This is a genomic window from Microcoleus sp. Pol12B3, assembly GCF_036701355.1.
In the GTDB taxonomy this organism is placed as follows: domain Bacteria; phylum Cyanobacteriota; class Cyanobacteriia; order Cyanobacteriales; family Microcoleaceae; genus Microcoleus.
The window spans coordinates 15,432-41,763 of sequence record NZ_JAUBQS010000053.1 but is presented as its reverse complement, the minus strand read 5'-3'; the positions used below and the strand labels follow the sequence as shown (position 1 = coordinate 41,763).

The window sequence follows — 26,332 nt, the reverse complement described above, 5'->3', positions numbered from 1 at the left end:
TCGGTAATAAATCTTGTTTATTGCCGATCGCCAAAACCTAGAATGAGGCAAATCCGTCGTTAGCGCAGCCCGCCCCTACGGGGGCTACGCCAACGAAGAGGATCGCACTCCTGAGCGGGCTAGGTGCTTGTGGCGCACCTTGCGCTACTTAAAAATCAAGGACTCAAGTCCTTACTACAAACCCGATTAATTGATGATTTCGCTGCGAGATACCTTACTGCTTCTAGCAGGATTTGGCGTTAATTCGGGTGGCGAAACTTGAACACTTCCCCACTCATTCAAAAAGCTTTTCAGCAAAACCTCTTGCTGAGTGCGAAATGTCTCGACATTTGCCCCGCGATTCATAATCACAAACCACACTGTTTCTTGTTTTTGAGTTGGCAGCGCTCCGCCCAAAGCGCTAACATTATCCAACGTGCCAGATTTGATTACTGCTAATTTGGGAAGCGGCCGTTCTGATAGTATTCCTTTATCTTTCCCAACTACAGTTAAGACATCAGCAACTGTCATGCTGTAAGGTTCAAGATAGCGTTCTAAAGCTATAAACAACGCACAAGCAGCCCGGGGAGAAATGAGATTTTCTTCGCTCAATCCCGAACCGTTGACGAGTTGAATTTCTGCGGGCGGAACTCCGGTTGCTGCTGCTGCTTTTTGCGCGACAGTTTTGGCGCCCCCGACAGTATCAGCTAGCATATCTGCCATGAGATTGTTGCTGTACTGATTCATTTTTTTGATCAGTTCAGCAAGGGGCAAAGAATAATGTTTGACTAAAGGCTGCACGTCGTTGGGAGATGTTGGCAAAAGTTGTACAGTACCCTCAATGGCTATTTGGGGTTTTGGCGTATTGGGAGGCAGAGTTTGATACTGGGCGGCGGCTTCGCTGGGCCAGATTTGACTGTTCAATCCTTGTTTGAGCAATTCTCCCGATTTGAAGGGATCGAGTTCAAAGTTCATATAAAACTTATCGACAATTATTAAATTGCCACTGACTCGCTTGATCCCTTTTTGACTTAAGGCGTTACCAAGGGCGATCGCCTCTTCCCAAACAAACAACGGATCGGCGGTTCCCTGAACAATTAAATCGCCTTTTAGTATGCCGTTTTCTATTTTTCCCGTTGTACCAATTAAGGTGATAAATTGATGTTCCGGCCCGAATTGTTGCAGCGCTACCAGAGATGTTGCTACTTTGGTAATAGAAGCGGCCGACAGAGGAACTGTACCTTGGTGATTGGCTAGCAAAGTATTGCCAGATTGCATCCAGACGCCTTGGTTTTCTTTGGCAAAACCTTGGGCTGCCAACCCGTTGAGATATTGCTGGATTTTGGTACTTGTGGGGGTTTCGGGATTGCTAGCAGAGACTATTAAGGGCTGAGGCTGACTTGGTTTAACTGGCGGCGGGGAAGCTTCAGCTACAGGAGAGGGAGATGCAAGTTGAGGTGATTCAGTAGCTGCACATCCGGCAATAATTGTAAGAAGGGCGATCGAACTCGCAGCAGTCAAGTAGCGGTTTTTCAGCATTACTTTAATTTTTTTCATCAAATGTACGATCGTCTGTTCGGCACGCCCGATGGAAATTTTAGCACTAGCCAGCGCGTTGTGGAGCCTCCGCATCTGCGTTACCAGACTCCCGAACCGCTGACATTACCTCTCTTCTTCTCCATCTTCCTTCGCGTTCTTTGCGTCTTCACGGTTCGTTAAATAGATATTTTTTAAAGACTGCGGAATTTTATACCAATAGTCCGGACTGTTTTTAGTTCGTAGTCTGAAACCCTGGATTTTCCGTTGGTAGCTCGATTGCCTTGGAGCCTGGAAACCCTTATTCTACGGTTGGTAATCAAAAACTGCCCGAAGTATTGAAATCTAAAATCTAAAATCTAAAATAGTATGATCTTCAGCGCCTGGGGCCTTCACCCCAGGCCGATCGCTCTCACAAATTTTCGATAAACTGGTTTATCCAGCCATACTCCCTATACTCAGCGGCACCATTTCGCCGTGCATCGTCAGGCCTAATAACATCGGCCCGCCCGGTCGAATCAACTCTCCTGTAAGCGCGCAGCGTTCCTCCTGCTGTGCTGTGGCATTAATGCTGGCTCGAATATCCGATCGAGAAAACATCTGCCGATACTCTCCAGACTTCTGCTGCACGTAATTCCAGAGCAAATCTCGAATCAAAGCTTGATAGCCTTGATTGCCCGCGAGCTCTTTAAGTCTCTCCTTGAGTTCTCTTTCGAGTCGAATGCTGGTGACTTCCATTTCGGTGGTTGAGGTTCTAGGTAGGGTATGCATAATTTTTTCTCCGTGACGGGTGGACATATGTGTAATATCAGTGTAGTATGTTTACAGCTAGATTGAAAGCCTCTTAACCACCTTCTGCCTGCTGTGAAATTTCTCCCCACCTACTCCACCTATCAATTGAAGTGCGATCGCCCCACGGGTCACTCTGAGTCGTTACGGCACGTTTTTAGCACGGGTTTTGCGACTGTCACAGCAACCTCGTGGGCGGGCTTGGGCCTAATTAAACGCGGTTATAGTGGATTAGGACAAATTGCAGAAATTAATTACAACGAGGTAGACCGGGACGGTCTGCAAGTGGCACAGCCACATCGAGATACGCGAAGCGGGAGGTACAGCTAAACGACTGTACCAAGACAGGATGAAAATTTGCCTTTAGCAGTTTTTCTAGCCCCCGCTTCTAAGTAAGAGAAGCGGGGGCATTTGATTGGATATTTGAGAAATTCGATCCGCTTGGGGAACTGGGAAAAAACCAGATGTAGCCAATGCTGACGAAGCAAGCAAAATTCAAAATTCAAAATCTAAAATCCAAAATTGATGAGGAGGAGCAAGCCGTGACCGTAGTAACTGATGTATTGAGGCAATCTGTGGTGGTGTTTTCTCAGAATTACCTACCAATGAGCCGTGTCAACATCAAACGGGCGATCGTACTGTTGGTAACAGGCAAAGCTGAACCTCTGGATTTTAGCATCGGCAACGGCTGGCTGGTACGATCGCCCAGCACCAGCATCCACGTACCCGAACAAATCCGCTTAACTTTTGGTAACAGGGAACGCTTGTGGAAAGTACCCCCGGTCAATCGCCGGGAAGTTCTGCGCCGCGACGCTCATTCTTGCCAATACTGTGGTAGCAATCGGCATTTGACGCTGGATCACGTGATGCCTCGATCGAAGGGCGGCCCGCATACTTGGGACAACGTAGTGACTGCTTGCGAACGGTGCAACTCTCGTAAGGGCGATCGAACTCCTATAGAAGCTGGAATGTCTCTGCGAACTAAGCCAAAGGCTCCCATACACCCCACTGTTGCTTTTGCCGAACTGTTTTGGCACGAATATCAAATAGGGGAATAGGGCATGGGGAATAGGGCATGGACCAAACAAGTAATTGGTAATTGGTAATAGCTAATAGTTAATAGCTAATTAAGTCCTGTAATTGAAAAGGATTTTAGGTCCCAATAGCAAACTTTTCATTCCGACCTATCCAATGTCCGATGGCCAATGCCCAATGCCCGATGCCCGATGCCCAATGCCCGATGCCCTATTCCCCATGCCCAGTTCCCGATTTTCAATTTTAAACTTTCAATTCCAAATTTAGGGCTGTCAATATGCTGAAGTTGACTTACACTGAAACGGGCTTTAACCTCGAGCGTTTGGCTCAATCTCCCGAACAGTTAGTGGCGCTGCGAGTTGTGCTGGCTATGCGAGTTGGTCAAAGCATCAGCGTCGAACCGAGCACTGCGGCATTTTTGCTGCCCGCGAATTTGCCGGCGCTGTCTCTGTTGGAATCTGAGGCCCGCCGAAACGACAACGATGCGATCGAGCTTTGTGTTGCTGATACTGACTTTGTAGAAGTGACTCTGCGCGGTACGTGGATTTCTGAGGCGTCCGAGGGGGCTGACGGCGTGTTTGCGACTGTGTTGGGCGATCGGGCGGAGCTATTGCTGCTCAATCTCTGGCTCGAAACTCAGGCTGCTGCAGAGGTTGTCGGGGAAGTCGGCGATTAATATCGGATGTGGAAGGAAGAGGGAAGAGGGAAATATTTTCTTCATCTTCCACTTTCTCCCACTCCCCACTCTTCACTCTCCCTCTCTCCTTAAGGCGTATAAATTATGTTGAAGTAAATTCCCTTATCTTGCAGATTGTCGCCTTTATCGCTAATTCTCACCAAAGGGAAAGCGTAATCTACCCGCAGGTTCACCCGCTGTATCGGTTCCCAGATTACCCCCAAACCCAGACCGGCTAAAAATGTCTGATTGGTTAATTTATTAGGATTGTTCGCAACGTTCCATACAGTACCTGCATCCAAAAATGGAGCTAATTGTAGTTTTGGATTTCCCGAAGCATCGCGCTGCAAAGTAATCCGATCTTCGATGGAAACTCTGAAGCCGTTATCGCCAGAACGGACATTTTGGCGGTAGCCACGCAAAGATTGCCCGCCGCCAATTACAAATTGCTGGGAAGGCAACAAACTATTAGCTGACAACTGCAAGTCTGCCTGCAAAATTAATAAATGTTTGTCATTCAATCGCTGTACTCGCTGCACTTGACCCAGCCAACTAAAAAATTGTCCGTCCGGGTCAGAACCTTCGTTTTGAGTAGCATCAAACAAGCTAGTGCCGATCGTAAATTGCGATCGCAAAGCCCAAGCGCCCTGAGGGTCGCGCCGAATGTAGTCCTGTCCCAGCTTAATTGAACTCGTAGTGGTGACACCATTGGAATCCGGGCCGATGCCAAAAGCATACGGTTCGCCGGCGAGAAAAGTTCTGCCTGTCTGATAAGTAAAACCGGCAGACAACGCAAATTCTTCGATCGGCGTTCTCCGCAGCGGCTGGCGGTAACTAACTTCAAATAAATGCGATTTTCCTGAAATGTCAAAAGCGTCAAAAGGTGCTTGTACGATACTGTTGCGGTTCGGGGCCGCCCTCAATTGCAAAGTGCCGTTCATCGCATTTAGCGGCACGCGATAGCTGAAATCAAATACGTCTGAATCGCCGAGCGATCGATAATAAGCCGCCGCAAGTTCGTCGCCATTTCCTGTTATATTGCGGTGCCGCAAACTAACTCCCAATCTTTCGGAACCGACACTGGGAGGCGAGTAATTGTCAATGCTGAAAGTAGGCTGAAATGGATTAGCTTCCGAGACTCTGACGATCAGAATGCTCTCGGCTTCATTATCCCCAGCCCGCAGACTGGCCTCTACATTGTCAAATAAAGGATCGACCCGCAACAGCCGGAGTTGGTCTTCTAAGGAAGCTGTGCTTAAAGGCATTCCGGCACCGAGTCGAATCCGGCTGCGGATGTAATTTGGATTCAATCTTTTAGTTCCTTCTACCTCAATTCGGGCTAGCTTGCCTTCAATCACTTGAATTTGGACTACCCCTGCGGTGATAGTTTGGGGTGGCAAGACTGCTCTCGAAGTGATGTAGCCACGATTGAGGTAAATTTCGGTAATTTTGTCGGCGATTTGTTTGAGCTGTTCTAGGGTGGTAGAACGGCCTTCTAAGGGGTTGACTAAGGCATTAATTTCGTCTTGGCTTAAAATTGTGCTGCCCACTACTTGAATTTTCTGCACCTCAATTGGTGTATTCGGCAGGGTTGAGGGAACTGGCGATGGGGACGGCGGCGCTACTGTGGGGGGTACTTGGGGAGGTTCTGGCGAAGGCTGCGGGGCCGGTTGCAGAAATCGATCGCGATTTGGATCTGGCTGAGTCGGCGGCGACGGTAACAGCGGATCTGGTAGTCGCTCGCGGTTTAAGTCGGGCGGGAGGTTTCCCGGTGGCGTCTGCGGGTTCTGAGCTAAAACATGATTACAATTTAGCTGGTTCTGACATTGGGGATCGTTGTCAACCAGATTTGTTTGTTCGGGCAAGATGCCCGCACCACAAGCAGCTTCATCGATTGTGGAACAGGCATCTGGGCTGTTCTCGGCGGGGTTCGATTGTGTTTCTGGTTCAGGGTTGGTCTCGATGGAATCGCGAAGCTGATTTAAGTTGGTCGCTGTTTCATCCTGCTTGATTTCCAGTTTTTGCAGTGCTAATACTTGATTGCCGGTATCTGCTGAGTTGTCAGCGGCGACGGGCAACTGAGAAATATCGTTGGTTTGGGATATAGCTTTATTGGTGTAAAAGCAAACCATCGGGAGCGAAGTTAGAAGTGAAATCCCTAACCGAAATAGTGCAATATTTGCATTCGGGCGCATAATTAATAATTTCTCTAAAATAAGTTTGTCGGCTGCTTGACTATGCCAGTTTATCATTTAGTATTAGGCGAAATTTGACCATCAAAATCTTCACAGTCCGCCTTTTAAGATGCCAGAAGTCAGAACTGCTTGCCGATCGGTACACAAATTTTAATTTATTTAGCACGATCGACCAAACAACCCGCAACAGCCAAAAATCATCTGTGGCGCTGCCAAATACCGCGCTTTAAACCGAGTTTGTCGTACTTGCTGCACCAGTCATACCATTTGAGATTTGAGATTTGGCAATGACTCGCCCAAAAACGGATACCGTACCCCGAACGCTCATCAGCGTAGATCCTAAAATTTTAGACTCCTGTTCGAGATTCCTGATTCAATGCAACAAGTAAATCTAAAATCTAAAATCTAAAATCTAAAATCAACTGACTGATGGCTATCACAGTTTGGGGCTTGCCTACCGTTGCATTCTTTTTTGGAACTGGTGTTTAATTATTTTCTGGTGATAGGTGTTAATTCACTTGTGACTAAGGGTTCTTGGGCTATTTTGCCGAGTTCGACTGAGTTGAGCACTGCTGACCACTCGATCGCTAAACTGGCATCGCTGGGAGACTCGATACGCAATTGAGCTAGAGTTGCCAGGTACTCGTACCAAAGACGTTGTTGGGCGAAGATACTGAGCTTGGTGAGATCGGGCGATCGATCCAACTCTGTTTGCACGGTTGGGGCGAGTGCGGTGCGGTTGATCCACCCGGAAACGAGAACATCATCTCTTGTATTTTTGGGGTTGCATTTGATAGTAAAGTACCATTGATAGTTTTTGCCAACTTCCAGGGTTGGCGAGTTGTCGTCGGAGTCGAGGCTGACGCTAACTACACCTGCACGGCTAGTTACCATGCGAAAACTTTTTTTGTACAGTGTTTTGTCTCTTTGGTCTGCTAACTCAAACTGAACTGTTTTGTCGAGGGCTATAGGAAGGTAGTAGAAAAATGTTGGCTTTGCTGATATGGTTTGCCCCATAGTTGATTGGGGAATCAAAGCAGTTAAGGCAGTTGTGGCCGTGGGGCATTCTAAGCCGCGGGTTCCTCCCCCTTCACGCCTTCCGGGTACTCCGTCCTCCGGCGGTTGAAAGGTATTCCACGTGGAACCGGTTGGCTGAATGTTCGGTGTGCTTCCCCTGGTTTCAGGGGGTTGAACTGTTTGCCAGTTGAGGGGTAGCTGCCGTGGTGAGGGGCGCTTGACAATGTTTGCGGGGCTGTTGAGAGCCTCTGCTGGTATTAAGAAACTACCGGCGGCAACTGCCTCTAAAGACAGAATTAATGAAAAAGCACCGATATTTAGAGCAGACTTCAAAGCCATGACGAACCTGCCTTTTGATGAACCTAGGAACTTTATCGCACGGTTTTATTCTATCCAAGGTTTTGACGGATATAGTAATCTGTTGTACTTAATTTATATCTTTAGGCAGATACGATTATTTTGGTCGCTGTGCTCAACATAGAATTCTGTGTCGCCTTTGTCAGTGGTAGCTTAGTAGTTATACTTACTTCCATTCACGGCACCAGGTTGGGTTGAGCTTGTTAAACCCAACTTTGACAAAGACTAATATTCGGATCCTTTTAACTCTAGCCAGAGGATACAGCGCGTCTTTTCGTAAAAACACCCGGTTGATGCGTCAATCCTGAATATCAGGAAACTCGGCAATTTTGCTGGTTAACCTCAAGCGAGCGGCTACAAGTTACAAATCAGGTTTTCTGTACAATACCGGCAAGAAATTTAGCATGAATCTCGATTCACCTGTTCTCTCGGACAAACAGCCTTCGGGGCTGCGGATGGTAAGACCCATCGGAGTCTTGGCACTGCACGGCATTGCTTTTTTAGGAAATAGGTTGTTCGCTGTCGATCGCGCCGAAGGGCTGCTATTGGAGATCGATCGAGAAACTGACAACACTACTGTTTTGAATCCTTATCAAACGGCTAAGTTTGCGGGCGCAACCGGGCTGGCTATTTCGGAAGATACTCTCTGGTTTGCGCGGGATGAGGATATTTGTTGCTGTCGGGGCGCAGTTCGGGACGGGGCGATCGCTGCACTCAAACCGGAACATTTTGTTTCACTTTCTTATCCTGCTGACGGGATTGCTGTGTGGAAATCTACGCTTTATGCGACTTGCCAGAGATTAAATGCGATTCTGGTTTTTGACCTGAAAACTGGTCGGGAAATTACTCGGTTTTACGCTCCCGGTATAGGGGTGGAAAATATCACAGTCCGGGATGAGGAAATTTGGGTTTGCGACAAGACTGAGCAAACTGTTTACTGTTTGGAACGGGGAACTGGGGAGATTAAATTTAGCGTTTTGACTCCCTTTGAGTCGCCTTCTGGTTTGGCTTTTCACAAGGATTCCGAAACGGGAGAGGAGGTTCTGTACGTGGCTTATGCCGGGGATGAACTTTACATCCGGGATGACCCGAATTCGGAAGATCCTTTTCAGTTGACAAAGCGCGATCGCACTTTTATTCAGCCTTTATATTTTCACTACAATGAAGCCGAGCGCTACGCTCTGTCAAACGGTTTTTTGATGGAAATGTCTTATGTGGAGGAACTGTCTCCTCTCGATGAGGTAGAAATCGAAAATTTGGAGTGGCGGATTGCTTTGCCTTCGGAAACTCACCGACAAAAGGTCAGGAAAATTACGCCGATTGGAATGCCTTTTACTGAGGAAATTCAGGAAGGAGAACGGGTGGCGGTGTTTAAGTTCGATCGGCTGCACCCGGGAGAACGCCGAATTTTTGGCTGGAAGGCTTTGTTAGAAGTTCGATCGATTAAGTATCAGTTGTCGCCTAGGGATGTCGAAAAGATTCCCAAGCTGTCGCCGGAGTTTGCAGCTAAGTATTTGGTGGATAATGACAATTTGGCGATGGATACGGAGATTGTGCGATCGGCTGCTGTGGCTGCCATTGGCTCAGAAACTAATATTCTGAGGCAGTTACTGAGCATTCGCAATTTTGTTTACGACCAACTTTCTTACGGAATTAGGCCTCACATTGACACTCCAGATATTGTATTACGCCGCGGCATCGGTTCTTGTGGCGAGTACGTGGGCTTGTTGTTGGCTTTGGCAAGGTTGAACGGGATTGCTTGCCGCACGATAGGCCGCTACAAGTGTCCGGCTTTTGCTGACAGAAAAGGTGTGGCGCTGGAGCCGGATTTCAATCACGTTTGGCTGGAATTTTACATTCCGGGTTTTGGCTGGGTGCCGATGGAATCTAATCCTGATGATATTCAAGACAGAGGCCCTTATCCTTTGCGATTTTTTATGGGTTTGGCTTGGTATCACGTAGAAATTGGCAAGGGAATTCGGTTTCAAAGTCTCACGAGCGGCGGTCTCCCTTTGAACAAGGAGGATGTTTCCGTGGGGAGTCTGGCAATTAATCATGTGAGGTTTACAATTTTGGAAGATTTGCCAGCAGTTTGAAGAGAGTGTTAACAATTAACAGTTAGCCGTCAACATTCAACTGTTAATTGTTAACATTTTTCATCTAAAATCGAAAGTAGAAAATGTAAAATCAGAGGAAGAGGGGTTGTGGAATTTTCGATTGCTAATATTCTTGTTTCAGTGGCCTTTATACTGCTGCTGACTGTGACTGGCGGAGTCGCTTATTTGACGGCGGTTGAGTGGCGCGATCGCAGGCGGTTAGATAAGGCTAAACGGAAAAAAAAGTAACGGTTTGCTGTTGACAAATCGCATTTTTTATGATAAAAAACAAGGCGACCTGGTTGGCTCGCCTTGTTTTGTGATTTGAAATATTTTCACTGCAGAGGATATCAAGTTCATTAACATAACCGTTAGAAGTTTGTAGTGACCACTTGAGTCTTCCTACAAAACTACGACTCACGGGCGTCCCGCGCCATAATAAACACAACACAATAAACACAGAGGAAAAAGGGGATTGTGTATTGGGGAGTTTAAGTCCACTGTCGGAAAAATGTGTTTTCTTGCCAAGCCGCAGCGGTGCGTTTTTCAAGTGCTGCCATTTCTGTTTCGTTCAGCGGTTGGAATTCTTGGGCGACTTTTAAGTTTTCTTCTAATTGCTTTACTGAGTCGGCAGCGATGATGCAGCAGTTAACGCCGGGAAGAGAAAGCGTGTAGCCCATTGCTTGGTGCATTCCATCTAAAACACCGTTCTCAAATAATTTGCCGTAAGCAGGTATTTTCATGGCTATGACGCCGATGTTTTTGGCTTTGGCTACTGGTAAAGCGGTGGTAACAAAGGAGCGCGGATGATGTTTTTCGGCGGCGTTGAGGGAGATTAATATTGTATCAAAAGGATAGCGCTCCAAGCCGGCCACAATGATAGCAGGTTCGTGGTGTCCGGTTATACCGGAAAAACGAATTATTTTTTGCTCTTTGGCTTGTTCGATCGCCTTTATTGCTCCTTTGGCACTGAAAATTTGGTCTAATTCGGCTTGGAATGAGACGTGGTGGAGTTGCCACAAGTCTAGCCGATCGGTTTTCAATCTTTTGAGCGATCGCTCTAAGTCTCTCCACGCGCCGTCTCTGTCTCTGGCGGAGGTTTTTGTGGCTAGGAATAGGCGCGATCGATATGGTGGCAAAACTTTGCCTAAGTTTTCTTCGCTGGGCCCGTACTCGGCCGCCGTGTCAAAATAGCGAATGCCTAGTTCGATCGCGCGTTCAATTTGCGCCGCTGCTTCTGCTTCTCTTCCCGGCTGCGACAGCGGTGTTTGTCCGGCCCCACCCAAACCGAAAATCGGCACTTTGACCCCGGTTTTGCCTAACACTCGTTCTGGCATTTTTACTGTGGTGGCGGCCTTGTTATTTGGTGCGGCTGCGATTTCCCGATCCTGCTGTTCAATCGCCTTAGCGCCTGCAATGCCGCTGGCAACAGCTATACTGCTCAATATAAAATTGCGGCGAGTCTTTTTGCGGGTCATGGTTTCCGTCTCCTCAGAATATGTGAGAGAAATTAACCGCGTTTGTGTTGGCACAATACATAAACTTTTACTGCAAATCGGATAATTTTCCCCCTCTCCGAGGGAGGAGATAGCCTGGGGAAAATTATTTATGTGCCGATCGACTATTGGTCAATTATCCATGCGCGAATCAGTTCGTTTATCTGTTCTGGTACTTCATCGTGGGGACAGTGACCGGCTTTGATAAAGTGTTCTGTTAACTGCGGATAGTGTTTGCGAAATTTGGCGCTTCTTTCTGTGGAATTCATCCACGGATCGCCTTCTCCCCACAGCATTAGCAACGGGCAGGTTAATTGACTAAGTAATACGTCAATTTTTTCGCCTTGGGGTGTTCGGAATACGGAAGCGAATACTTTGGGGGCACCGGGATCGCAGGAGGGAAGGTATATTTCTTCTACTAATTGGTCTGTGACGGCGCTTTGGTCGAGATAAACTTTTTCTAAGGTTTTCCGAATTGTCGATCGCTGGCGCACGTACTGGAACAGCAGAAAACTTGCCCAATCTTGCTGAAATAAGGTTTTAGCTATTGCAGATATGGCTTTTTGCAAGGGGGGGGCTTCGGGTGCGGGCTGCGGTTCGCTGAAGGGGCCGGCGCTGTTGATTAATATGAGTCCGGCTGCTGATTGGGGGCGCTGGGCTGCTACACACAAGGCGGCGTAGCCTCCGAGGGAGTTGCCGGCTAGTACGGCGGGCCGGCCGATGATGTTGGTGATAAAGTCGTGGAGTTGGTCGCGCCAGAGGTCGCCGCTGTACTGCAATTCGGGTTTTGCCGATCGCCCAAATCCCAAAAGGTCGATCGCCCACACTTCAAAGTCTTTGCTCAGCCCGCTGATATTTTTGCGCCAGTGGTCTGTGGAGGCTCCAAAACCGTGAATTAACAGCAGGGGAGGGCGTTTTGGATGCCGATCGCTGGATCGAACATAGTATACTGAATGCCCCCGCCACTGCCAGTAAGTGCCGGCTATGGGGGCTGTGGTGACGGCTGGGTTTGCTTGCATAATGTAAAGAAATAATTATTTACTTTAACTATTGTATCGCGACGCTCAGATTTATAAAGTTTGCCATCCGCGCGGGGGTTCCGCTAGCAAAGGATTCGTCAATGTGAGCGAGTTGAGATCTGGCGATCTTCCGCACTCAGAATTAATAAGTTTTGTAACGAATATTGATTTTGTGAGGGGCGCAGCAATGGGAGATGTTTTGCCCGATCGCATTTGGGAAAATAAATCGGGTTTTGGGTGCAACATACCTAGGTATGATGATTGTTCTGTGTGGCGGTAAGAGATAGCTCTGGGGCTATGGGTGCAAAGCTTGGCGGCGAGGGTCGAACCGGATGGGCGAGAGTCAAGGGATCGACTTTTTTATAGTTATTTGCGAGCTTTTCCAGGTGGGGATCGTTTGTTCAAGAGGTGTTGACGGCGTGGGGATGCAGCGAGCCGTTTGGTTGCGAGTTGACAAAAGCTGAAATCAAAAATTTCGCGGCTGGGAGAAGTTATAAGTAAAATTACCGATGGTTCTCTGCAGAAGTTTCTCAGAATCGCTGAATATTTTGTGACGTTGTTTGCTGTTCTTAATTGCTTAGATACTCTAATATAGAAGTAGAGCTGCGCCGCTCAATTAATTAGCATTTTGAATACTAGGGAGCCAACTATGCAGGGTGTGAACTTTATCCACCTGAAAGTTAGGGAGTTTTCTGAGTGATTGCTATTTCACCTCGTCCCGTCGGACGCAATTGGATTACGATTAGCTTCGCTTCTACTCTATACCTTTGTCCTATTTTGGATCTGCTCCTAGCAGAGGTGCCAGATTACTGGCAAGCGGAATTGCGGTTGGGGCTTCAAGAAGCTTTGGTAAATGCTGCTAAGCATGGAAACAAATTAGACCCCGGTAAAACTGTTGGAGTCCGTTTTTCGATCGTTCAAAACCAATATTGGTGGGTGATATCGGATCAAGGTTCTGGCTTTAATGCCCCTTGCAGTTGTAACCTTTATACCGATGATTGCGACAGTCTCCTAGCAGAGGACGTTTCAGATAACTCTGGACTACCCAATGTGGAACAGGAATGCGGTAGAGGCTTGTTTATTCTTTACCAAATATTCGATCGGGTAGAGTGGAATTCTCAAGGTACAGAGTTACGGCTGTGCAAAGAACTTCCAAGTCGCTACCGACTGCCTCGCTTGCGCTAGCACCGCTATGAAAGCAGCATTTTTCATCTCAGCTAGACCTGGAAAATTTTTCGTTCCCGGACTGAAGTTTGCAATGAGAATTTGAACGCTCTGGCTATTGATAGCTGATCATAATGCAAAATCTGAGTTTTGAGTTAAAAAAGTATAAATCTTTTGAACTCACAATCGCGCTGCTCGATCGATCGGCGCGATTGTCTAATTTTTGAGCGACTAATCAAACCAAAACTCAAGACTCTATACTCAAAATTATTTGCCGTGGGTGGGACAGGGAGGAGCAGATATAGATCTATCCAGCCATCCTGCTGCTTGGTTTAAGCGCGGGAGAGCTTCTTCGGGCTGTTTTTTGAGCAAAAAGACCAAAGCGGCCGCAGCTTGCTCGCAGGCCCGCGCGGAACGGTTTGCTTTGAGGCGGTGCCAATCTTTTTCGGGGATGGCGAGGCGCGCGGCTAGAGCTTGGGCTAGTTCTACCGTGCTCAGCTCGTTGAGGTTGACAGTTTGGGTTGTTTGTGTAGTTTCAAGCATAATTGGCAATTATACGGATTTGGCTGCCGTTTCTGAATTTAAAAAATATACTGCATATAATAACAACTTAATTGGAAATCGGTTTTTTTTATTATTGTCAGGTTTGCAGATCGAAATGCCTCAACAGCCGTCAGAGTTAAATCCGGAAGAGCAAGAAAGCGAGTTTGTTCAAGCGATCGCAGCAGTGGAGCGATCGCTGGCGGCAGTCAAAGAACGGTACACTCAAATTCAGGTCGATCGACAGCGCCAAGTCGAACTCGGCCATCGGCGCGAAGAAATCCGCCAGTCGGGGCGCCGAAATCCATTGCCGCAACTCAAAAAAGAATTGCGGGAAATTGAGCAAGAATTGGAAACTATCGAGTTGAATTTAGAAAGCAGCCTGTTTTCTTGGGGGAGCATAAAACAACCTTTTTGGCAAGCAGTTCGGTTTGGGGGACTCGGTATTTTGATCGGTTGGATTTTGAAATCCTATGCAGGTTGAACAAGGTTGGGATTTTGGATTTTTTTATTTACCGCAGAGGGCGCAGAAGGCGCAGAGGAAGAGCAAAGAGAGAAATATGGTGCAAAATAAATATTAAATAAACAGGAGTGGATATGACAAATCAACGAATAGCAGCAATTTTGCGCGCAGGTGAACCCGACGAAAGTGTAACTGTTCAAGGTTGGGTTCGTACCAAACGCGAATTGAAAGAATTTGCCTTTGTCGAAGTCAACGATGGTTCGGCGATGGCTAACTTGCAAGTAGTCATAAATTCCGATTTGCCAGACTTTGAAAATGTACTCAAACAACTCAATACAGGTGCATCTCTAGAAGTGTCGGGAGTGCTGGTAGCTTCTCCAGCAAAAGGACAGCGCATTGAGTTGAAAGCCTCACAAGTGCAAGTTTACGGCGATGCAGACCCGCAAACTTATCCGTTGCAAAAAAAGCGGCATTCCTTTGAATTTTTGCGGACAATCGCGCATTTGCGGCCGCGCACAAACACCCACGGTGCTGTCTTTCGAGTCCGCAATGCTTGTTCGGCGGCGGTACACCAATTTTTTCAAGAACGCGGTTTTTTGTGGGTTCACACTCCGATTATTGCTGCTAGCGACTGCGAAGGTGCGGGGGAAATGTTCGCCGTTACCAACTTTGATTTAAAGAATGTGCCGCGCACTGATTCGCAAGAGGTTGATTATGCTAAAGACTTTTTTGGAAAGCGCGCCTATTTAACAGTTAGCGGCCAGTTGGAAGCGGAAGTTATGGCGATGGCTTTCGGAAATGTTTACACTTTCGGACCTACTTTTCGAGCGGAAAATTCTAATACTTCGCGACATTTGGCTGAGTTTTGGATGATTGAACCGGAGATGGCGTTCTGCGATTTGCAGGGAGATATGGATTTGGCTGAGGCGTTTTTAAAGTACATTTTTAAATACGTTTTGGATCGTTGCCCGGAAGATATGGAGTTTTTCAACGAGCGCATTGACAAAACGGTTTTGGCTACTGCTCAAAATATCATTAATAATCAGTTCGAGCGGATTACTTATACGGAGGCGATCGCACTTTTGGAAAAAGCCGACAAAAAGTTTGATTTTCCTGTCAGTTGGGGTTTAGATTTGCAGTCAGAACACGAGCGTTATTTGGCTGAGGACTTGTTTAAAAAGCCGACAATTGTCAGCGACTATCCCGTCGGGATTAAAGCATTTTATATGCGTTTGAACGATGACGAGAAAACGGTGCGAGCCATGGATGTTTTGGCTCCTAATATTGGGGAAATAATCGGCGGTTCGCAGCGGGAAGAAAGGCTGGATGTGTTGGAGCGGCGGATGGAAGCGCAGGGTATGAATAAGGAGGAATTGTGGTGGTATTTGGATTTGCGCCGCTACGGTACTGTGCCTCACGCTGGCTTTGGTTTGGGATTTGAACGGTTGGTGCAGTTTATGACGGGAATGGGGAATATTCGGGATGTGATTCCGTTTCCGAGAGCGCCTTTGAGTATTGATTTTTAGCAAAACTTAGGGACACTCCAAGAACCCATTGGTATCAACTTAACGTCAAACGTATTATCAGTCTACTGTCGGACGATTAAGCCTCGATCCCCCTTAGCCCCCCTTAATCAGGGGGGGACAAGAATATTCTCAAAGTCCCCCTTCTTAATGGATATTTAGAGGGATCTAGACTCAGCTAAAAGCGATGTTTATCAAGGGTTTTAGGCTGAAGTTTACACCAATGGCCGAAAGCCCGCCTCCCTACCTGAAAACAGAGGAATGCAAGCCTTTGTTACCAATTAAGTTGCCGAGGGAATTGTGATATCAACAGATTGCACTTTGACCGAATTTCCCAAACTCGATAACGGCGGTTGAATTGCCGCCGTATTTCCCACTACTAATGTTACAAGATTCTCCGGTTTCAAGTAAGTCTTAGCTACGCGCTGCACGTCGGCAATTGTTGCTGCTTCGATGCTGCGGCGGTAGCGAAAAATGAAATCTTCGGGATAACCGTAGTATTCGTAGCGCATTAATCGCGACAAAGTTTGACTGGGATTTTCAAATTTAAAGATGAAAGAATTCAGGGTGGAATCTTTAGCGAAAGCTAATTCTTCCGGGGTAATTGGTTCGGTGCGGATACGATCGATCTCGGCGCGAATTGCCTGGATAAACGGTACTGTGGCGTCCGATCGCGTTTGGCCTCCAGCGACAAACACCCCCGGATAGTCATATCTCGGACTCCAAGCCGCGTATACTGAATAAGCTAAGCCTTGGCGCGATCGCACGTTATTAAACAAACGACCACCGAAACCGTTGAGAACCCCGTTCATCACGTCCAAAGCACCGTAATCTGGACTGCTGAGCATTCCGCCCAAATGTCCTATTTGCACGTAACTTTGACTTAATTGCGGCTGATTTACCAAAAATACGCCGCCCCTATTTGCTGGCGATACGGTTGGTAGTGCAGGCACTTCTGCACTTTGACTCGGTTGCCAGTTGCCGAATTTTTGCTCGACGAGCGATCGCATTTTAGCTGTATCAAAGTCGCCAGAAATACCCAAAATCATATTCTTGGGATGAAAATATTTCTGGTAGAAACTCACCAAATCATCGCGGGAAATATTGGCGAGGGTTTTGTATTCTACCGTGCGCGCGTAAGGACTGCGATCGCCATAAATTAATTTTTGAAACTCGCGGCCGGTAATACCGTCAGGATCGTCATTGCGGCGGGCGATCGCACCTTGAGTTTGATTCTTTGCTAAATCTAACTTTTCCTGAGCAAATATTGGCTCTCGAATCACTTCCGCAAATAAGTCAAACACGGGTTCCACATCTTCAGCTAAAGCACTAAAATTAGCCGTACCAGAAGCAACATCAATCCCAGTTTCTACCGAAGCTGCTCGCTGTTCTAGCAACTGATTTAATTCATCAGCCGTATGCCCGCTCGTGCCGCCAGTTCGCATCACTTCTCCCGTCAATCCTCCCAATCCAATTTTCTCGGCAGGTTCAAAGCGCTCGCCCGTGCGAAATAGCGCCGTTCCCCCGACTAACGGGAGTTCCCGGTCTTCCATCAGATACACCCGAATGCCATTTTTCAGCTCGAAGCGAGTGTATTTAGGCAGTTTAATTTCTGCCAGCGGGGGAAATGTTAATTCGTCGTAGTGTTTGGGTGCCGCCGCAAAGGAAGGTAACAAATTAAACGTGCCAAGTGAAACAGTAAAAAAGCAAAGCGATAGCAGAAATAACTTTACTTTTTTCAGTCTCAATTTAGTCCTTTTCATTCTTTCTCCAATGTTTCCTAAGTTGACAATTCGAGGCAGAGCCTCGCGGATATACGTTCCCAGGCAGAGCCTGGAAACGAGTGTTTCTTCCCTCTTTCTTCTTCCCTCTTCTTACCCTGAGCGAAGCAGAAGAGCCTTCTTCCTTTTTCCTTTTTCCTTTATTTCATAAGTTGACAATTCGAGGCAAAGCCTCGCGGATATGCGTTCCCAGGCAGAGCCTGGAAACGAGAGTTCCTTCTTCCTTATTCCTTCTTACCTCTTCCTTCTTCCTTCTTCCTTCTGGTTACAGTGGCAAAAGCTTACCAATCGTGCGATTTTCCGGGCGAAAAGTTGCCTGAGCGACACGCTGAATGTCAGCGGGAGTAACAGCCGCGATCGCATCCAATTCCTTGAACAAATTTCGCCACGAACCGGTGTTTACTTGATAGTCCGCCAGCGCAAATGCCATGCCCATATTAGAATTGAGCGATCGCAATAAATCGGCTCTCGCCTGAGTTTTCACCCGCTCCAATTCCAAAGCAGAAACGGGCTCAGTTTTCAGGCGATCGATTTCCTTGCTCAAAGCTGCAGCTACTTCATCAACCGTGCGGCCCGGAGCAGTTTGAGCGTAAAATAACATCAAATTCGGATACTTTTCCCCCGGATAACCGCTAAAACCTTGAGCCGCCAGCGCCAATTGCTGTTGTTCTACCAAAGATTTGTAAAGCCGAGAAGTACGGCCATCGCTGAGCAAAGAACCAATCATTTCATAAATCGCATTGTCGGGATGATTCATCGCAGGCCGATGGTATCCTTCCAAATACCAAGGTTGAGTTTTTAATTGCAGCGTGACTTCCTTAGTTTGCGTTTGGGGAGGTTCGACAATCTGCAATTCTGGAGGCGCTGGTTTCGCCTTGTAACGACCGAAATAAATTTGAGCTAGTCGCTTCACCTCCGAAGCTTTCACGTCTCCTACCACGGCCACAGTCAGCTTGCTGGGGACGTAGTGAGTCTCGAAAAACTTCTGCACGTCGCTGCGGCTAAGGTTTTTAATGTCTTCAGTGTAACCAATTACGGGGCGGCGGTAGGGATGAGCAGAGAAAGCTTTGTTGGCAAAAACTTCAACCATTTGTCCGATCGGAGAATTCTCGGTTCGCAGCCTGCGCTCTTCTAAAATTACCTGTTTTTCTTTGTAAAATTCCCGAAATACTGGTTCTAGAAATCGCTCGGATTCCAGCGACATCCACATTTCTAACTTATTAGCTGGAAGGCTGTAAAAATACATTGTGGCGTCGGTGGAAGTAGCGGCATTTAGTCCGACTCCGCCTGCTTGTTCCACTATTTTGCCGAGTTCATTACGCTTGACAAATTGCGAAGCTTCAGCTTCAACTTTGTCGAATTCTGCTTTTAATTGGGCGACTTCTTCAGTTTTGCCGCTGGCCTTGGCTGCTTGCATTTGCTCGAAGAGTTGGTCTTGTTTTTCTAAGAGCGGCTTTTCGGCTTGGTAGTCGGTAGTGCCGATTTTTGGCGTGCCTTTAAAGGCTAAATGTTCGAGATAGTGAGCGACACCTGTTTGACCGTCGGGTTCGTTTGCGCCGCCGACATCGGCGTGAATCAGAAACGATGCTACGGGCGCTCTGGGCCTTTCGAGTACGATGAATTTCATGCCGTTGTCGAGCTTAAATTCGCTGACTTGGCTGATTACTCGATCGAGCGACGGTTGAACAGAGACTGCTTGGGAGCCGCTAGCGGGGTTGGGGCGGGCAAGGGCCATTTCTGGAGAAATGCCCCACCACAGCAGTACAGCGGCCAGCAGGGAGGCGATGAATCGAGTTTGGCGATCGGGCGATTCCCTACGGGATAGCTTCGCTTCACGGGGTTTTTGGAACTGCGGGGTCATTCGATTTTAGATTTTAGAATTGAGATTTTGGATTGTCAAACAAAAAATGTTTGTGCTCGGCGGTCAGAGATTCTTTTTTAAGGATAAAGATTTTTGGAGGCATAAGCGATCTGTTGCGCCGCAGATGTTAGGCTGATACAGCAAATCTCAAAAAGGGTCTGGAGTTGAGCGAGGAGTTTTAAGTTTGGGATCAAAGCCGCGCACAACTTAAAACTTAACATTAATTTAGCCATTCAGTCCCGATACCGTAGATCCAAGTCGCCAATTACCGATTGCAAAGCCATGCGAATTTTTAATCAGTCTCCTCCTTCTGAAACAGAAACCAAGAAGCGGATTTTACAAGCCGCTCAGCGGTTGTTTGCCCGCAGCGGATACGACGGCACGACAACTCGCGATTTAGCAGCGGCGGCGGGGGTGGCAGAGGGTACGCTATTTCGGCATTTTGATAATAAAAAAGCGATTTTGATTGAGGTGGCGACGGAAGGATGGGTGGAGTTGCTGACGGATTTGCTGACTGAATTAAGCGAGATGGGCAGTTACAAAGCAGTGGCTCAGGTGATGCGGCGGCGGATGCTGAATATCCGCGAGAATAGCGACATGATGCGGGTGTGTTTTTTGGAGGCGCAATTTCACCCGGATTTGCGCGACAGAATTCAGTTGGAAGTCATCGGAAAAATGACTAATGTGGCTGAGGCTTTTTTTGAGACGGCTATGGAAAAAGGAGTTTATCGGAAGATGAATCCGAAGATTGTCGCTCAGGTATTTTTGGGAATGTTTGCAGTCGCGGGTTTCAGTCAAAATACAATTATGGAGCCGAATGCTTCTCCGCAGCAAATGCAGGAAATGGCTGAAGGACTCGCAGATATTTTTCTGAATGGGGTTTTAATTAAAGATGAATAATTAGGGCAATAGGAAAAACTTGTTATGAGCAAAGTTTTGCACTATTCTATTCGGCGGCTAACGCAGGAAGACGAGCCTTTTTTGTGGCAAATGCTGTATGAAGCGGCGCACATGGCAGAAGAAGGCGAATCAACGGTGCAAGCGGTTGTCAATCATCCTTTAATTGCCAAATATGTCAAGAATTGGGGACGTGCAAACGATTTGGGCTTCGCAGCCATCGAATTGAACGCCAGCCAGCCAGTAGGAGCCGCCTGGCTGCGTTTGTTGACAGGGGATGACAAGGGCTTTGGCTGGGTTGACGATACTACCCCGGAATTGGCGATCGCGGTTCTTCCAGAATATACAAATCAGGGTGTAGGAACGCAGTTGCTGGCTCGTTTGTTGTCAGCGGCAAAAGCATCTTATCGATCGGTCTCCCTGAGTGTCAGAAGCTCAAATCGGGCCCTGAGTTTGTACGAGCGCTGTGGATTTAAAGTAATTGACGGAAGCGAGACAATCAACCGCACAGGAGGGACATCATTCACAATGAAAGTGGATTTTGATTAAGTGAATTATTACTCTATAAATTCGTACATCTTTTGCACCCACTTCTCCCGATTATCCTGCCATTCATCCGTCACTACTTCCCAAGTTGTATTGCTTTCAAGTTCCAGCAATAGACTTGATACTTCTTCCAGCGTCGATGCTATATGACATTCTTCTACCCAACTTTCACGGATCATTTTCCAGAGACTTTGTACCGCTTCTCGCTGAAAATTGGATTCTAATTCAGCTAGCAATTTCGCTAGGTGTTTTTCGTCACTTGCTGCTGATACCTCGCTCATCCAACAGTCGCGACGTTCTTTCCATTCTTCCGTCACTGCGTCCCTGCTTAGGTGGGCTTGAAACTCTAACAGTAATTGGTTTAGTTCTACCATATTAAATTTGGTATTGTTTGCAGTTTGTGCTATTTTTGGACAAATTTTATTGATTGAGACTGTTGGTTTTTTATAATGAGCTATGTGGCTGAGGCTTTATTTGGAAACGGCGATGGAAAAACAAGTTTATCCAAAGATGAATCAGAAAATTGTCGCTCAGGTATTTTTGGCAATGTTTGCAGTCGCGCCCTTCAGTCAAAATACGATTATGGAGCCGAATGCTTCTCCGCAGCAAATGCAGAAAAGGGCTGAATGACTCGCAGAGATTTTTCTAAATGGGGTTTAGCTGAAAGAGGAAGAACTAGCGATTAGTCATTAGGAAATATTAGGTTATAAAAACGCATCTCTACCTGCTCTGACTCCTGGAAACTAATCCTTAAACTTGTGTATTTGCGGTACCCATTTCTCGCAATTCTGCTGCCATTCATCAGTAGTCACAGCTTTCCAATTGGTATTGGTTTCAAGTTCCAGCAATAAACTTGATACTTCTTGAACAATCGATGCTCCAAGACATTCTTCTACCCAACGGTTACGACGCTCTGGCGACTGCATATCTACCGATTCCCACTGCAAGTTAGAAGATTTATATTCAACTAGCAGTTATGCTAGATATGTCAGGTTAACTGATGCTGCCACATCGCTAACCCAACTTTCCCGGCGCTCTATCCATTCTTTTGTCACTCCTTCCCATTTGAGGTTGTTTTCAAACTCTAACAGTAACTGATTTAGTTCTACCATCTTAAATGTTTGATTTTTTGTATTTTATGCTACAGTTGTAGCAAAAGTTTCAATAAACAAAGTATTAAATTTTTTTTAAGATTGCGGTCGCAGTGAAACTACAGAATAGATAACGGAATAATGAGCGATGAATTTACTTTAGAGATGCTAGACATTCCCAGCGGCTGGCAGCGCGGGGAAGGTGACTGGACAGGAGTGGCGGCGGCTATGGCTAGAGGGGAAACTGTCGAAGTAATTCAAGAAGTTGGTTCTACTTTGTGGCAAAACAGTCTGCCCGAAAAACATTCTTTGTATTGGGATGGGGAAAATCTATCAACTATCAAAGCCAGAATTTGGATTAGTTTCACGCAGAGAAGATTTTCCCCGGAATCTGCTTTGCCAAAAGTTCAGTGGCATCCGAGAGTGTTGTGGATAGGGATAGGTTGCGAACGCGGAACAGGGCGAGAATTAATAGAAACTGCGATTAAACAAGTATGCCGTGCTTATCATTTAGCGGAAAGTGCGATCGCAGGTATTGCTACAATAGACACTAAAGCAGGTGAAGTCGGCTTGCTGGAACTTTGTCAAGAGCGAAATTGGCCGTTAAAAACCTTTGCTGCTGACATTTTAAGTTCCGTAGAAGTCCCCAACCCTTCAAATATTGCAGCAAAAGCAGTCGGGACGCCCAGCGTAGCAGAAGCTGCGGCACTTTGTGCAGTTAAAAAAGAAAATTTAACCGCAGATGAACGCGAATATACGCAGATATCCATCAATCATCAGCGCCCCTATGCGTTTATCTGCGGTTCAAATGCCCTCTTAGTTCCTAAAAAAATATTTCGCACCAAAAATCCCCCCCTTTCACAAGGAGGGGTTAGGGCGGGTTCTGCGGTAACAGTAGCGGTTGCAGTTTGCCCGATCGAGTATCTGGGATAATGTATTACTGAGACAAAGTATTGGCATTCACAAATCGACCAATCAACCCAGACACGAATGACAAAACAATCGAACCAAACAAAGCCGGCCAAAAACCGTTAACCGCAAAGCCGATATTGAACGCACCCGCCAACAACGAAGCCAGGGAAAGCGAAATTGCATTCACAACGAATAAAAACAAACCTAAAGTAATAATGGTCAAAGGCAGCGTCAGCAATGTAAGAATCGGTCTGACAACCGCGTTCACCAATCCGATAACAACAGCAGCCACCATCGCCGCCGGAAAGCTAACCACCGAAATACCTGGTACAATGTTAGCGGTAACGATCAGCGAAACTGCTGCTACTATCCAAGTTAAGAAAAAACTTAGCATATCTTTTTTTCCATCTCCATCACTATTAATTAAGATTGTACCTGGTTAGTCGATCGACCCAAGTTCGGGATACACTACGAAATACCCACCTTGCGAGAATATCAGACTTATGAAACTTCGGCAACTAGCAGCATTCCTTTTGGCGCTAACTATCTTCATCCTGCCGCGGCCAGCGCTGGCTCAATCTAAATATTACGCTCCGCCGTTGTCCTTTAGCAATGCCGAACTGACAAGACGCGATTTTTCGGGTCAAATGCTGCGGGCCGCTGAGTTTTCTAACGCTAATATGGACTTGACTAATTTTTCTAATGCCGATTTGCGGGGAGCAATTATGAGCGCTTCGGTGATGACTCAAGCGAATTTGCATGGCGCCAATTTAACTAATGCAATGATAGATCAAGTTAAATTTACTAATGCCGATTTAAGTGATGCAATTTTAGCGGAAACAATTTTGCTGCGTTCTACTTTTGACGGAGTTGATATTACCGGCGCTGACTTTACCGACGCAATTATGGACGGCTCACAAGTTAAAGAATTGTGCACAAAAGCCAGCGGTATTAATTCTAAAACAGGGATTTCTACTCGCGATTCCTTGGGATGCCGCTGATTTATTTTATCATTCCATAATTTCACTTTCTGGAATTTTGGTATGGGCGGGCTAGAAGCCCACCCGAAAAAATCAATACACAAAATAAATTTGTTTGTGGAACGGGCCGGAGAGTCCGTTCCTGAAAGCTTAGCCTCAACCATAATTACTAAGGCTTTGCTTTTTTCTGAGCAGTCGCATAATGCTCACTCATTAACTGATTAACTTCTGGATTGTAAATCCGCAGATAATTCCAGTAATTTTCAAACACCGATTTTACGTATCCTTTCGTTTCAGGAAAGGGAATTTTTTCCGCAAAAGCATCCGGGTCACTAAAATTAAACCTCTTCAACCAATCTGATACTGCATTCGGACCGGCATTATAACTCGCCACAGCTAACATCGAGTTATTCTTGTACTCGTCGTGAGTGTGATCCAAATACCACGTACCGAGTTTAACGTTGTCGTCCACATTCTCCAATGAATACTTTTTGAGGCTGATTTGAGCGGCAACCCAAGCTGCTGTTTCAGGCATTACTTGCATTAAACCGGTGGCGCCAACTGATGATTTGATGGAGGGCATAAACCGCGATTCTTGACGGATTAATGCGGTTACTAATACTGGATTTATTTTGCGTTCTTGCGACCATTTGACAATGCTTTCTAAGTAAGGAAAAGGATAAAGTGCTTGCCAATAAATCGGTTGCTGTCTGAGATCGAGGTATTGGGTTCTATCATCTGGTTTATCGCGCTGCCGCAAACTACTAACCATCCACAAACCGTCTAAATTGTCTCCGACTGCAACTCGCATTAAACCGTCGGTAAACTGTTCGGCAATACTTGGTTCTACGCGGTCGATAAATTCTACTTGCCACAGCGTCCAAGCATCTCTATCTTGACCTAATTGATAGAGCTCTTTCAAGGCAGGAGAACCGGCGGTTGGTTCGGGGCGCTGAGGGGGCCGCACTACATTGGGAGACAAATCTCGGACTGTGGTAAAGTCGCCTACGGGCCAGCCGAGAAGTACAGCCGATCGCCACGCAAAATATGATTCTGGATAGCGTAAGATCGTGTAGTCAAATGCAGTCTTGGCGTCTTGTTCGCGGCCGAGTTGCTGTGCCCATTTCCCCACCCAAAATGCTGCTTCTGGAGCTTGTTCGCTGTCGGGATTGTGGGTGGTTAATTCTCTCGCCCACTGCCAAGCTGATTTTAAATCTCCGCCTTTGGCAAACTGCTGGGCGATCGTCCACCGCAATTCGCCAGCTTTATCAGAATTATTGTATTTTGTCAAGAGCAGCTTCCGGGTATCTGAGGCGGATTGACCGCTGCGTGCTTTGTCGAGAAGTTGGGATTTATCTAACAAAGCTTCGGGGGCATAATTGGGGAATTTGCTAATAACTCGATCGAGCAAAACGATGGCTTCTTTCGCTTCGCTCAGCCGCGATAGCCGAATTAAACCCAAACCAGTATCTTCGGCATCGGGAAACTCGCGCACTAATTCTTGATAGGCAATTCTTGATTCCGGGATTTTTCCGTCGAGCCACAAACCGCGAGCTTTGCGGTAAAGATTTTTGGCGTTGCGGGGAGCTTTCCCGTAAGCAATAGCTCCTTTGCCGTAATCTTGTTTTTCCCAATAGCCAAAGGCAATTTCTTCCCAATCTTCCGGTTTCAAAGCGGCGCTGTTTCGCTGCACCAGTTGTTCCAAAATTGTCCCGTAGTCTTTGACATAATGACCGTGTTTTGCTACGAGCAGCATCAACTGCGGCTGATTGGGATTTTCTTTTAACTTGCGGAGGGCAATTTCTACGCTGCGGGGATGACCAGGAAATTCAGTAATTGCCTGTTGCCAATATTCCGGTTTTGACTTGCCTAAAACATATAAAGCTTCTGCTGCTACGGGGTCGTTCGGATAGTTTTTGAGCAGTTCCTGCCAAGCTTTTTGGGCTTTGCCTTTGTCGCCGCTCAATTGGTAAGCTTGCGCTCTTTTTAGGGCAATGTGAGCAGCTAAAACCGGATATTCTTGCTCTAATTTGTCCAATAATTTTAATGCTTTGGCCGCATTTCCTTGCTGGATTAAATCGCTGGCAAGCAGGTAGCGGGCGCGGCTTTGAGGGGAGATTTCCTGCTGCGGGTTCGTACTTTCAGACTGACTGGCTGCGAGTTCAACTAATTTTGCCGATCGCTCGCTCGGTGACAGCGACACCAGCATCTTGACTTCCGATTCGGAATTCGCTGCATTCAGGGGCTGCTGAGCCTTCTGGACCGAGCCAAAACCCATCCATTTCATCGCAGCAACCAAAGAGCCGATCGCAATAACGCAAACTGAAACGCTGATTAAAACAGAAAATCGGGCCCGGCGTCGTTTTAGCATGGGAAAAT

Annotated in this window: 27 protein-coding genes; 13 read left to right on the top strand and 14 right to left on the bottom strand. The window is 46.8% G+C overall.

Annotation, left to right across the window (positions count from 1 at the left end; genetic code table 11):
- Positions 1 to 186: 186 nt before the first annotated feature.
- Both QUA53_RS22225 and QUA53_RS22220 read right to left on the bottom strand, forming a co-directional pair.
- Positions 187 to 1,518: a D-alanyl-D-alanine carboxypeptidase gene (locus QUA53_RS22225; protein ID WP_445304979.1), complete on the bottom strand. Its 1,332-nt coding sequence runs from the start codon at positions 1,516 to 1,518 to the stop codon at positions 187 to 189.
- A 432-nt stretch (positions 1,519 to 1,950) separates the two neighbouring features.
- Positions 1,951 to 2,286, bottom strand: a complete 336-nt coding sequence (locus tag QUA53_RS22220) for a ribbon-helix-helix domain-containing protein (protein WP_039886507.1) — start codon at positions 2,284 to 2,286, stop codon at positions 1,951 to 1,953.
- Between the two features lie 93 nt (positions 2,287 to 2,379).
- On the opposite strand from QUA53_RS22220, the gene QUA53_RS22215 reads away from it, so the two are divergent.
- The 3 genes from QUA53_RS22215 (at position 2,380) to QUA53_RS22205 (ending at position 4,015) form a co-directional block, all read left to right on the top strand.
- Positions 2,380 to 2,634, top strand: a complete 255-nt coding sequence (locus QUA53_RS22215) for a hypothetical protein (RefSeq protein WP_333099801.1) — start codon at positions 2,380 to 2,382, stop codon at positions 2,632 to 2,634.
- 212 nt (positions 2,635 to 2,846) lie between these two features.
- On the top strand, positions 2,847 to 3,362 hold the full coding sequence (locus QUA53_RS22210; RefSeq protein ID WP_190660760.1) for an HNH endonuclease: 516 nt from the start codon (positions 2,847 to 2,849) through the stop codon (positions 3,360 to 3,362).
- A gap of 254 nt (positions 3,363 to 3,616) precedes the next feature.
- Positions 3,617 to 4,015: an alr0857 family protein gene (locus tag QUA53_RS22205; RefSeq protein WP_333099802.1), complete on the top strand. Its 399-nt coding sequence runs from the start codon at positions 3,617 to 3,619 to the stop codon at positions 4,013 to 4,015.
- Between the two features lie 89 nt (positions 4,016 to 4,104).
- Here the strand turns inward: QUA53_RS22205 and QUA53_RS22200 are convergent, their stop codons facing one another.
- A complete protein-coding gene (locus QUA53_RS22200; RefSeq protein WP_333099803.1) occupies positions 4,105 to 6,267 on the bottom strand; it encodes a ShlB/FhaC/HecB family hemolysin secretion/activation protein in 2,163 nt (720 codons plus the stop codon).
- Positions 6,268 to 6,699: 432 nt separating this feature from the next.
- Positions 6,700 to 7,566, bottom strand: coding sequence for a DUF928 domain-containing protein (locus QUA53_RS22195; protein WP_333099804.1), 867 nt, complete (start codon positions 7,564 to 7,566; stop codon positions 6,700 to 6,702).
- A gap of 422 nt (positions 7,567 to 7,988) precedes the next feature.
- Here QUA53_RS22195 and QUA53_RS22190 point away from each other — a divergent pair, with 422 nt between their 5' ends.
- On the top strand, positions 7,989 to 9,680 hold the full coding sequence (locus QUA53_RS22190; protein ID WP_333099805.1) for a transglutaminase family protein: 1,692 nt from the start codon (positions 7,989 to 7,991) through the stop codon (positions 9,678 to 9,680).
- A gap of 108 nt (positions 9,681 to 9,788) precedes the next feature.
- Positions 9,789 to 9,929: a hypothetical protein gene (locus QUA53_RS22185; RefSeq protein ID WP_333099806.1), complete on the top strand. Its 141-nt coding sequence runs from the start codon at positions 9,789 to 9,791 to the stop codon at positions 9,927 to 9,929.
- A 242-nt stretch (positions 9,930 to 10,171) separates the two neighbouring features.
- Here the strand turns inward: QUA53_RS22185 and QUA53_RS22180 are convergent, their stop codons facing one another.
- Both QUA53_RS22180 and QUA53_RS22175 read right to left on the bottom strand, forming a co-directional pair.
- The gene (locus QUA53_RS22180) at positions 10,172 to 11,158 is read right to left on the bottom strand and encodes an aldo/keto reductase (RefSeq protein WP_333099807.1); all 987 of its coding nucleotides are present in this window, start codon (positions 11,156 to 11,158) and stop codon (positions 10,172 to 10,174) included.
- A 143-nt stretch (positions 11,159 to 11,301) separates the two neighbouring features.
- A complete protein-coding gene (locus tag QUA53_RS22175; protein WP_333099808.1) occupies positions 11,302 to 12,195 on the bottom strand; it encodes an alpha/beta fold hydrolase in 894 nt (297 codons plus the stop codon).
- Between the two features lie 696 nt (positions 12,196 to 12,891).
- On the opposite strand from QUA53_RS22175, the gene QUA53_RS22170 reads away from it, so the two are divergent.
- Entirely contained in the window at positions 12,892 to 13,380 is a 489-nt protein-coding gene (locus tag QUA53_RS22170; RefSeq protein WP_333076090.1) for an anti-sigma regulatory factor, read from the top strand.
- A gap of 246 nt (positions 13,381 to 13,626) precedes the next feature.
- Here QUA53_RS22170 and QUA53_RS22165 read toward each other — a convergent pair whose 3' ends face one another.
- Positions 13,627 to 13,902, bottom strand: a complete 276-nt coding sequence (locus tag QUA53_RS22165) for a DUF6439 family protein (protein ID WP_333056391.1) — start codon at positions 13,900 to 13,902, stop codon at positions 13,627 to 13,629.
- A 115-nt stretch (positions 13,903 to 14,017) separates the two neighbouring features.
- On the opposite strand from QUA53_RS22165, the gene QUA53_RS22160 reads away from it, so the two are divergent.
- Both QUA53_RS22160 and asnS read left to right on the top strand, forming a co-directional pair.
- Complete coding sequence (locus QUA53_RS22160) at positions 14,018 to 14,383, top strand: DUF2203 domain-containing protein (protein ID WP_333099811.1); 366 nt, start codon at positions 14,018 to 14,020, stop codon at positions 14,381 to 14,383.
- Positions 14,384 to 14,496: 113 nt separating this feature from the next.
- Positions 14,497 to 15,888, top strand: coding sequence for an asparagine--tRNA ligase (gene asnS, locus QUA53_RS22155; protein ID WP_333099812.1), 1,392 nt, complete (start codon positions 14,497 to 14,499; stop codon positions 15,886 to 15,888).
- Between the two features lie 278 nt (positions 15,889 to 16,166).
- Here asnS and QUA53_RS22150 read toward each other — a convergent pair whose 3' ends face one another.
- Both QUA53_RS22150 and QUA53_RS22145 read right to left on the bottom strand, forming a co-directional pair.
- A complete protein-coding gene (locus QUA53_RS22150; protein WP_333099813.1) occupies positions 16,167 to 17,648 on the bottom strand; it encodes a pitrilysin family protein in 1,482 nt (493 codons plus the stop codon).
- A gap of 283 nt (positions 17,649 to 17,931) precedes the next feature.
- Positions 17,932 to 19,527, bottom strand: coding sequence for a pitrilysin family protein (locus QUA53_RS22145; protein ID WP_333099814.1), 1,596 nt, complete (start codon positions 19,525 to 19,527; stop codon positions 17,932 to 17,934).
- 282 nt (positions 19,528 to 19,809) lie between these two features.
- Here QUA53_RS22145 and QUA53_RS22140 point away from each other — a divergent pair, with 282 nt between their 5' ends.
- Together QUA53_RS22140 and QUA53_RS22135 are read left to right on the top strand one after the other, a co-directional pair.
- A complete protein-coding gene (locus QUA53_RS22140) occupies positions 19,810 to 20,427 on the top strand; it encodes a TetR/AcrR family transcriptional regulator (RefSeq protein ID WP_333099815.1) in 618 nt (205 codons plus the stop codon).
- A 24-nt stretch (positions 20,428 to 20,451) separates the two neighbouring features.
- Positions 20,452 to 20,973, top strand: coding sequence for a GNAT family N-acetyltransferase (locus QUA53_RS22135; protein WP_333099816.1), 522 nt, complete (start codon positions 20,452 to 20,454; stop codon positions 20,971 to 20,973).
- An 8-nt stretch (positions 20,974 to 20,981) separates the two neighbouring features.
- On the opposite strand, the gene QUA53_RS22130 is transcribed toward QUA53_RS22135, so the two are convergent.
- The gene (locus QUA53_RS22130) at positions 20,982 to 21,344 is read right to left on the bottom strand and encodes a hypothetical protein (RefSeq protein ID WP_333069100.1); all 363 of its coding nucleotides are present in this window, start codon (positions 21,342 to 21,344) and stop codon (positions 20,982 to 20,984) included.
- An 82-nt stretch (positions 21,345 to 21,426) separates the two neighbouring features.
- On the opposite strand from QUA53_RS22130, the gene QUA53_RS22125 reads away from it, so the two are divergent.
- Positions 21,427 to 21,600, top strand: a complete 174-nt coding sequence (locus QUA53_RS22125) for a hypothetical protein (RefSeq protein WP_333099817.1) — start codon at positions 21,427 to 21,429, stop codon at positions 21,598 to 21,600.
- Between the two features lie 113 nt (positions 21,601 to 21,713).
- On the opposite strand, the gene QUA53_RS22120 is transcribed toward QUA53_RS22125, so the two are convergent.
- Entirely contained in the window at positions 21,714 to 21,896 is a 183-nt protein-coding gene (locus QUA53_RS22120; RefSeq protein WP_333099818.1) for a hypothetical protein, read from the bottom strand.
- Positions 21,897 to 21,944: 48 nt separating this feature from the next.
- A complete protein-coding gene (locus QUA53_RS22115) occupies positions 21,945 to 22,082 on the bottom strand; it encodes a hypothetical protein (protein ID WP_333099819.1) in 138 nt (45 codons plus the stop codon).
- A gap of 120 nt (positions 22,083 to 22,202) precedes the next feature.
- On the opposite strand from QUA53_RS22115, the gene QUA53_RS22110 reads away from it, so the two are divergent.
- Positions 22,203 to 22,994 (top strand): cobalamin biosynthesis protein, encoded by a 792-nt coding sequence (locus QUA53_RS22110; RefSeq protein WP_333099820.1) that lies wholly within the window; start codon positions 22,203 to 22,205, stop codon positions 22,992 to 22,994.
- Positions 22,995 to 22,998: 4 nt separating this feature from the next.
- Here QUA53_RS22110 and QUA53_RS22105 read toward each other — a convergent pair whose 3' ends face one another.
- Entirely contained in the window at positions 22,999 to 23,367 is a 369-nt protein-coding gene (locus QUA53_RS22105) for a phage holin family protein (protein ID WP_333099821.1), read from the bottom strand.
- 109 nt (positions 23,368 to 23,476) lie between these two features.
- Between QUA53_RS22105 and QUA53_RS22100 the strand changes: the two genes are divergently transcribed.
- Positions 23,477 to 23,974: a pentapeptide repeat-containing protein gene (locus QUA53_RS22100; protein ID WP_333099822.1), complete on the top strand. Its 498-nt coding sequence runs from the start codon at positions 23,477 to 23,479 to the stop codon at positions 23,972 to 23,974.
- Positions 23,975 to 24,122: 148 nt separating this feature from the next.
- On the opposite strand, the gene QUA53_RS22095 is transcribed toward QUA53_RS22100, so the two are convergent.
- On the bottom strand, positions 24,123 to 26,324 hold the full coding sequence (locus QUA53_RS22095; RefSeq protein WP_333099823.1) for a transglycosylase SLT domain-containing protein: 2,202 nt from the start codon (positions 26,322 to 26,324) through the stop codon (positions 24,123 to 24,125).
- Between the last annotated feature and the right edge of the window lie 8 nt (positions 26,325 to 26,332).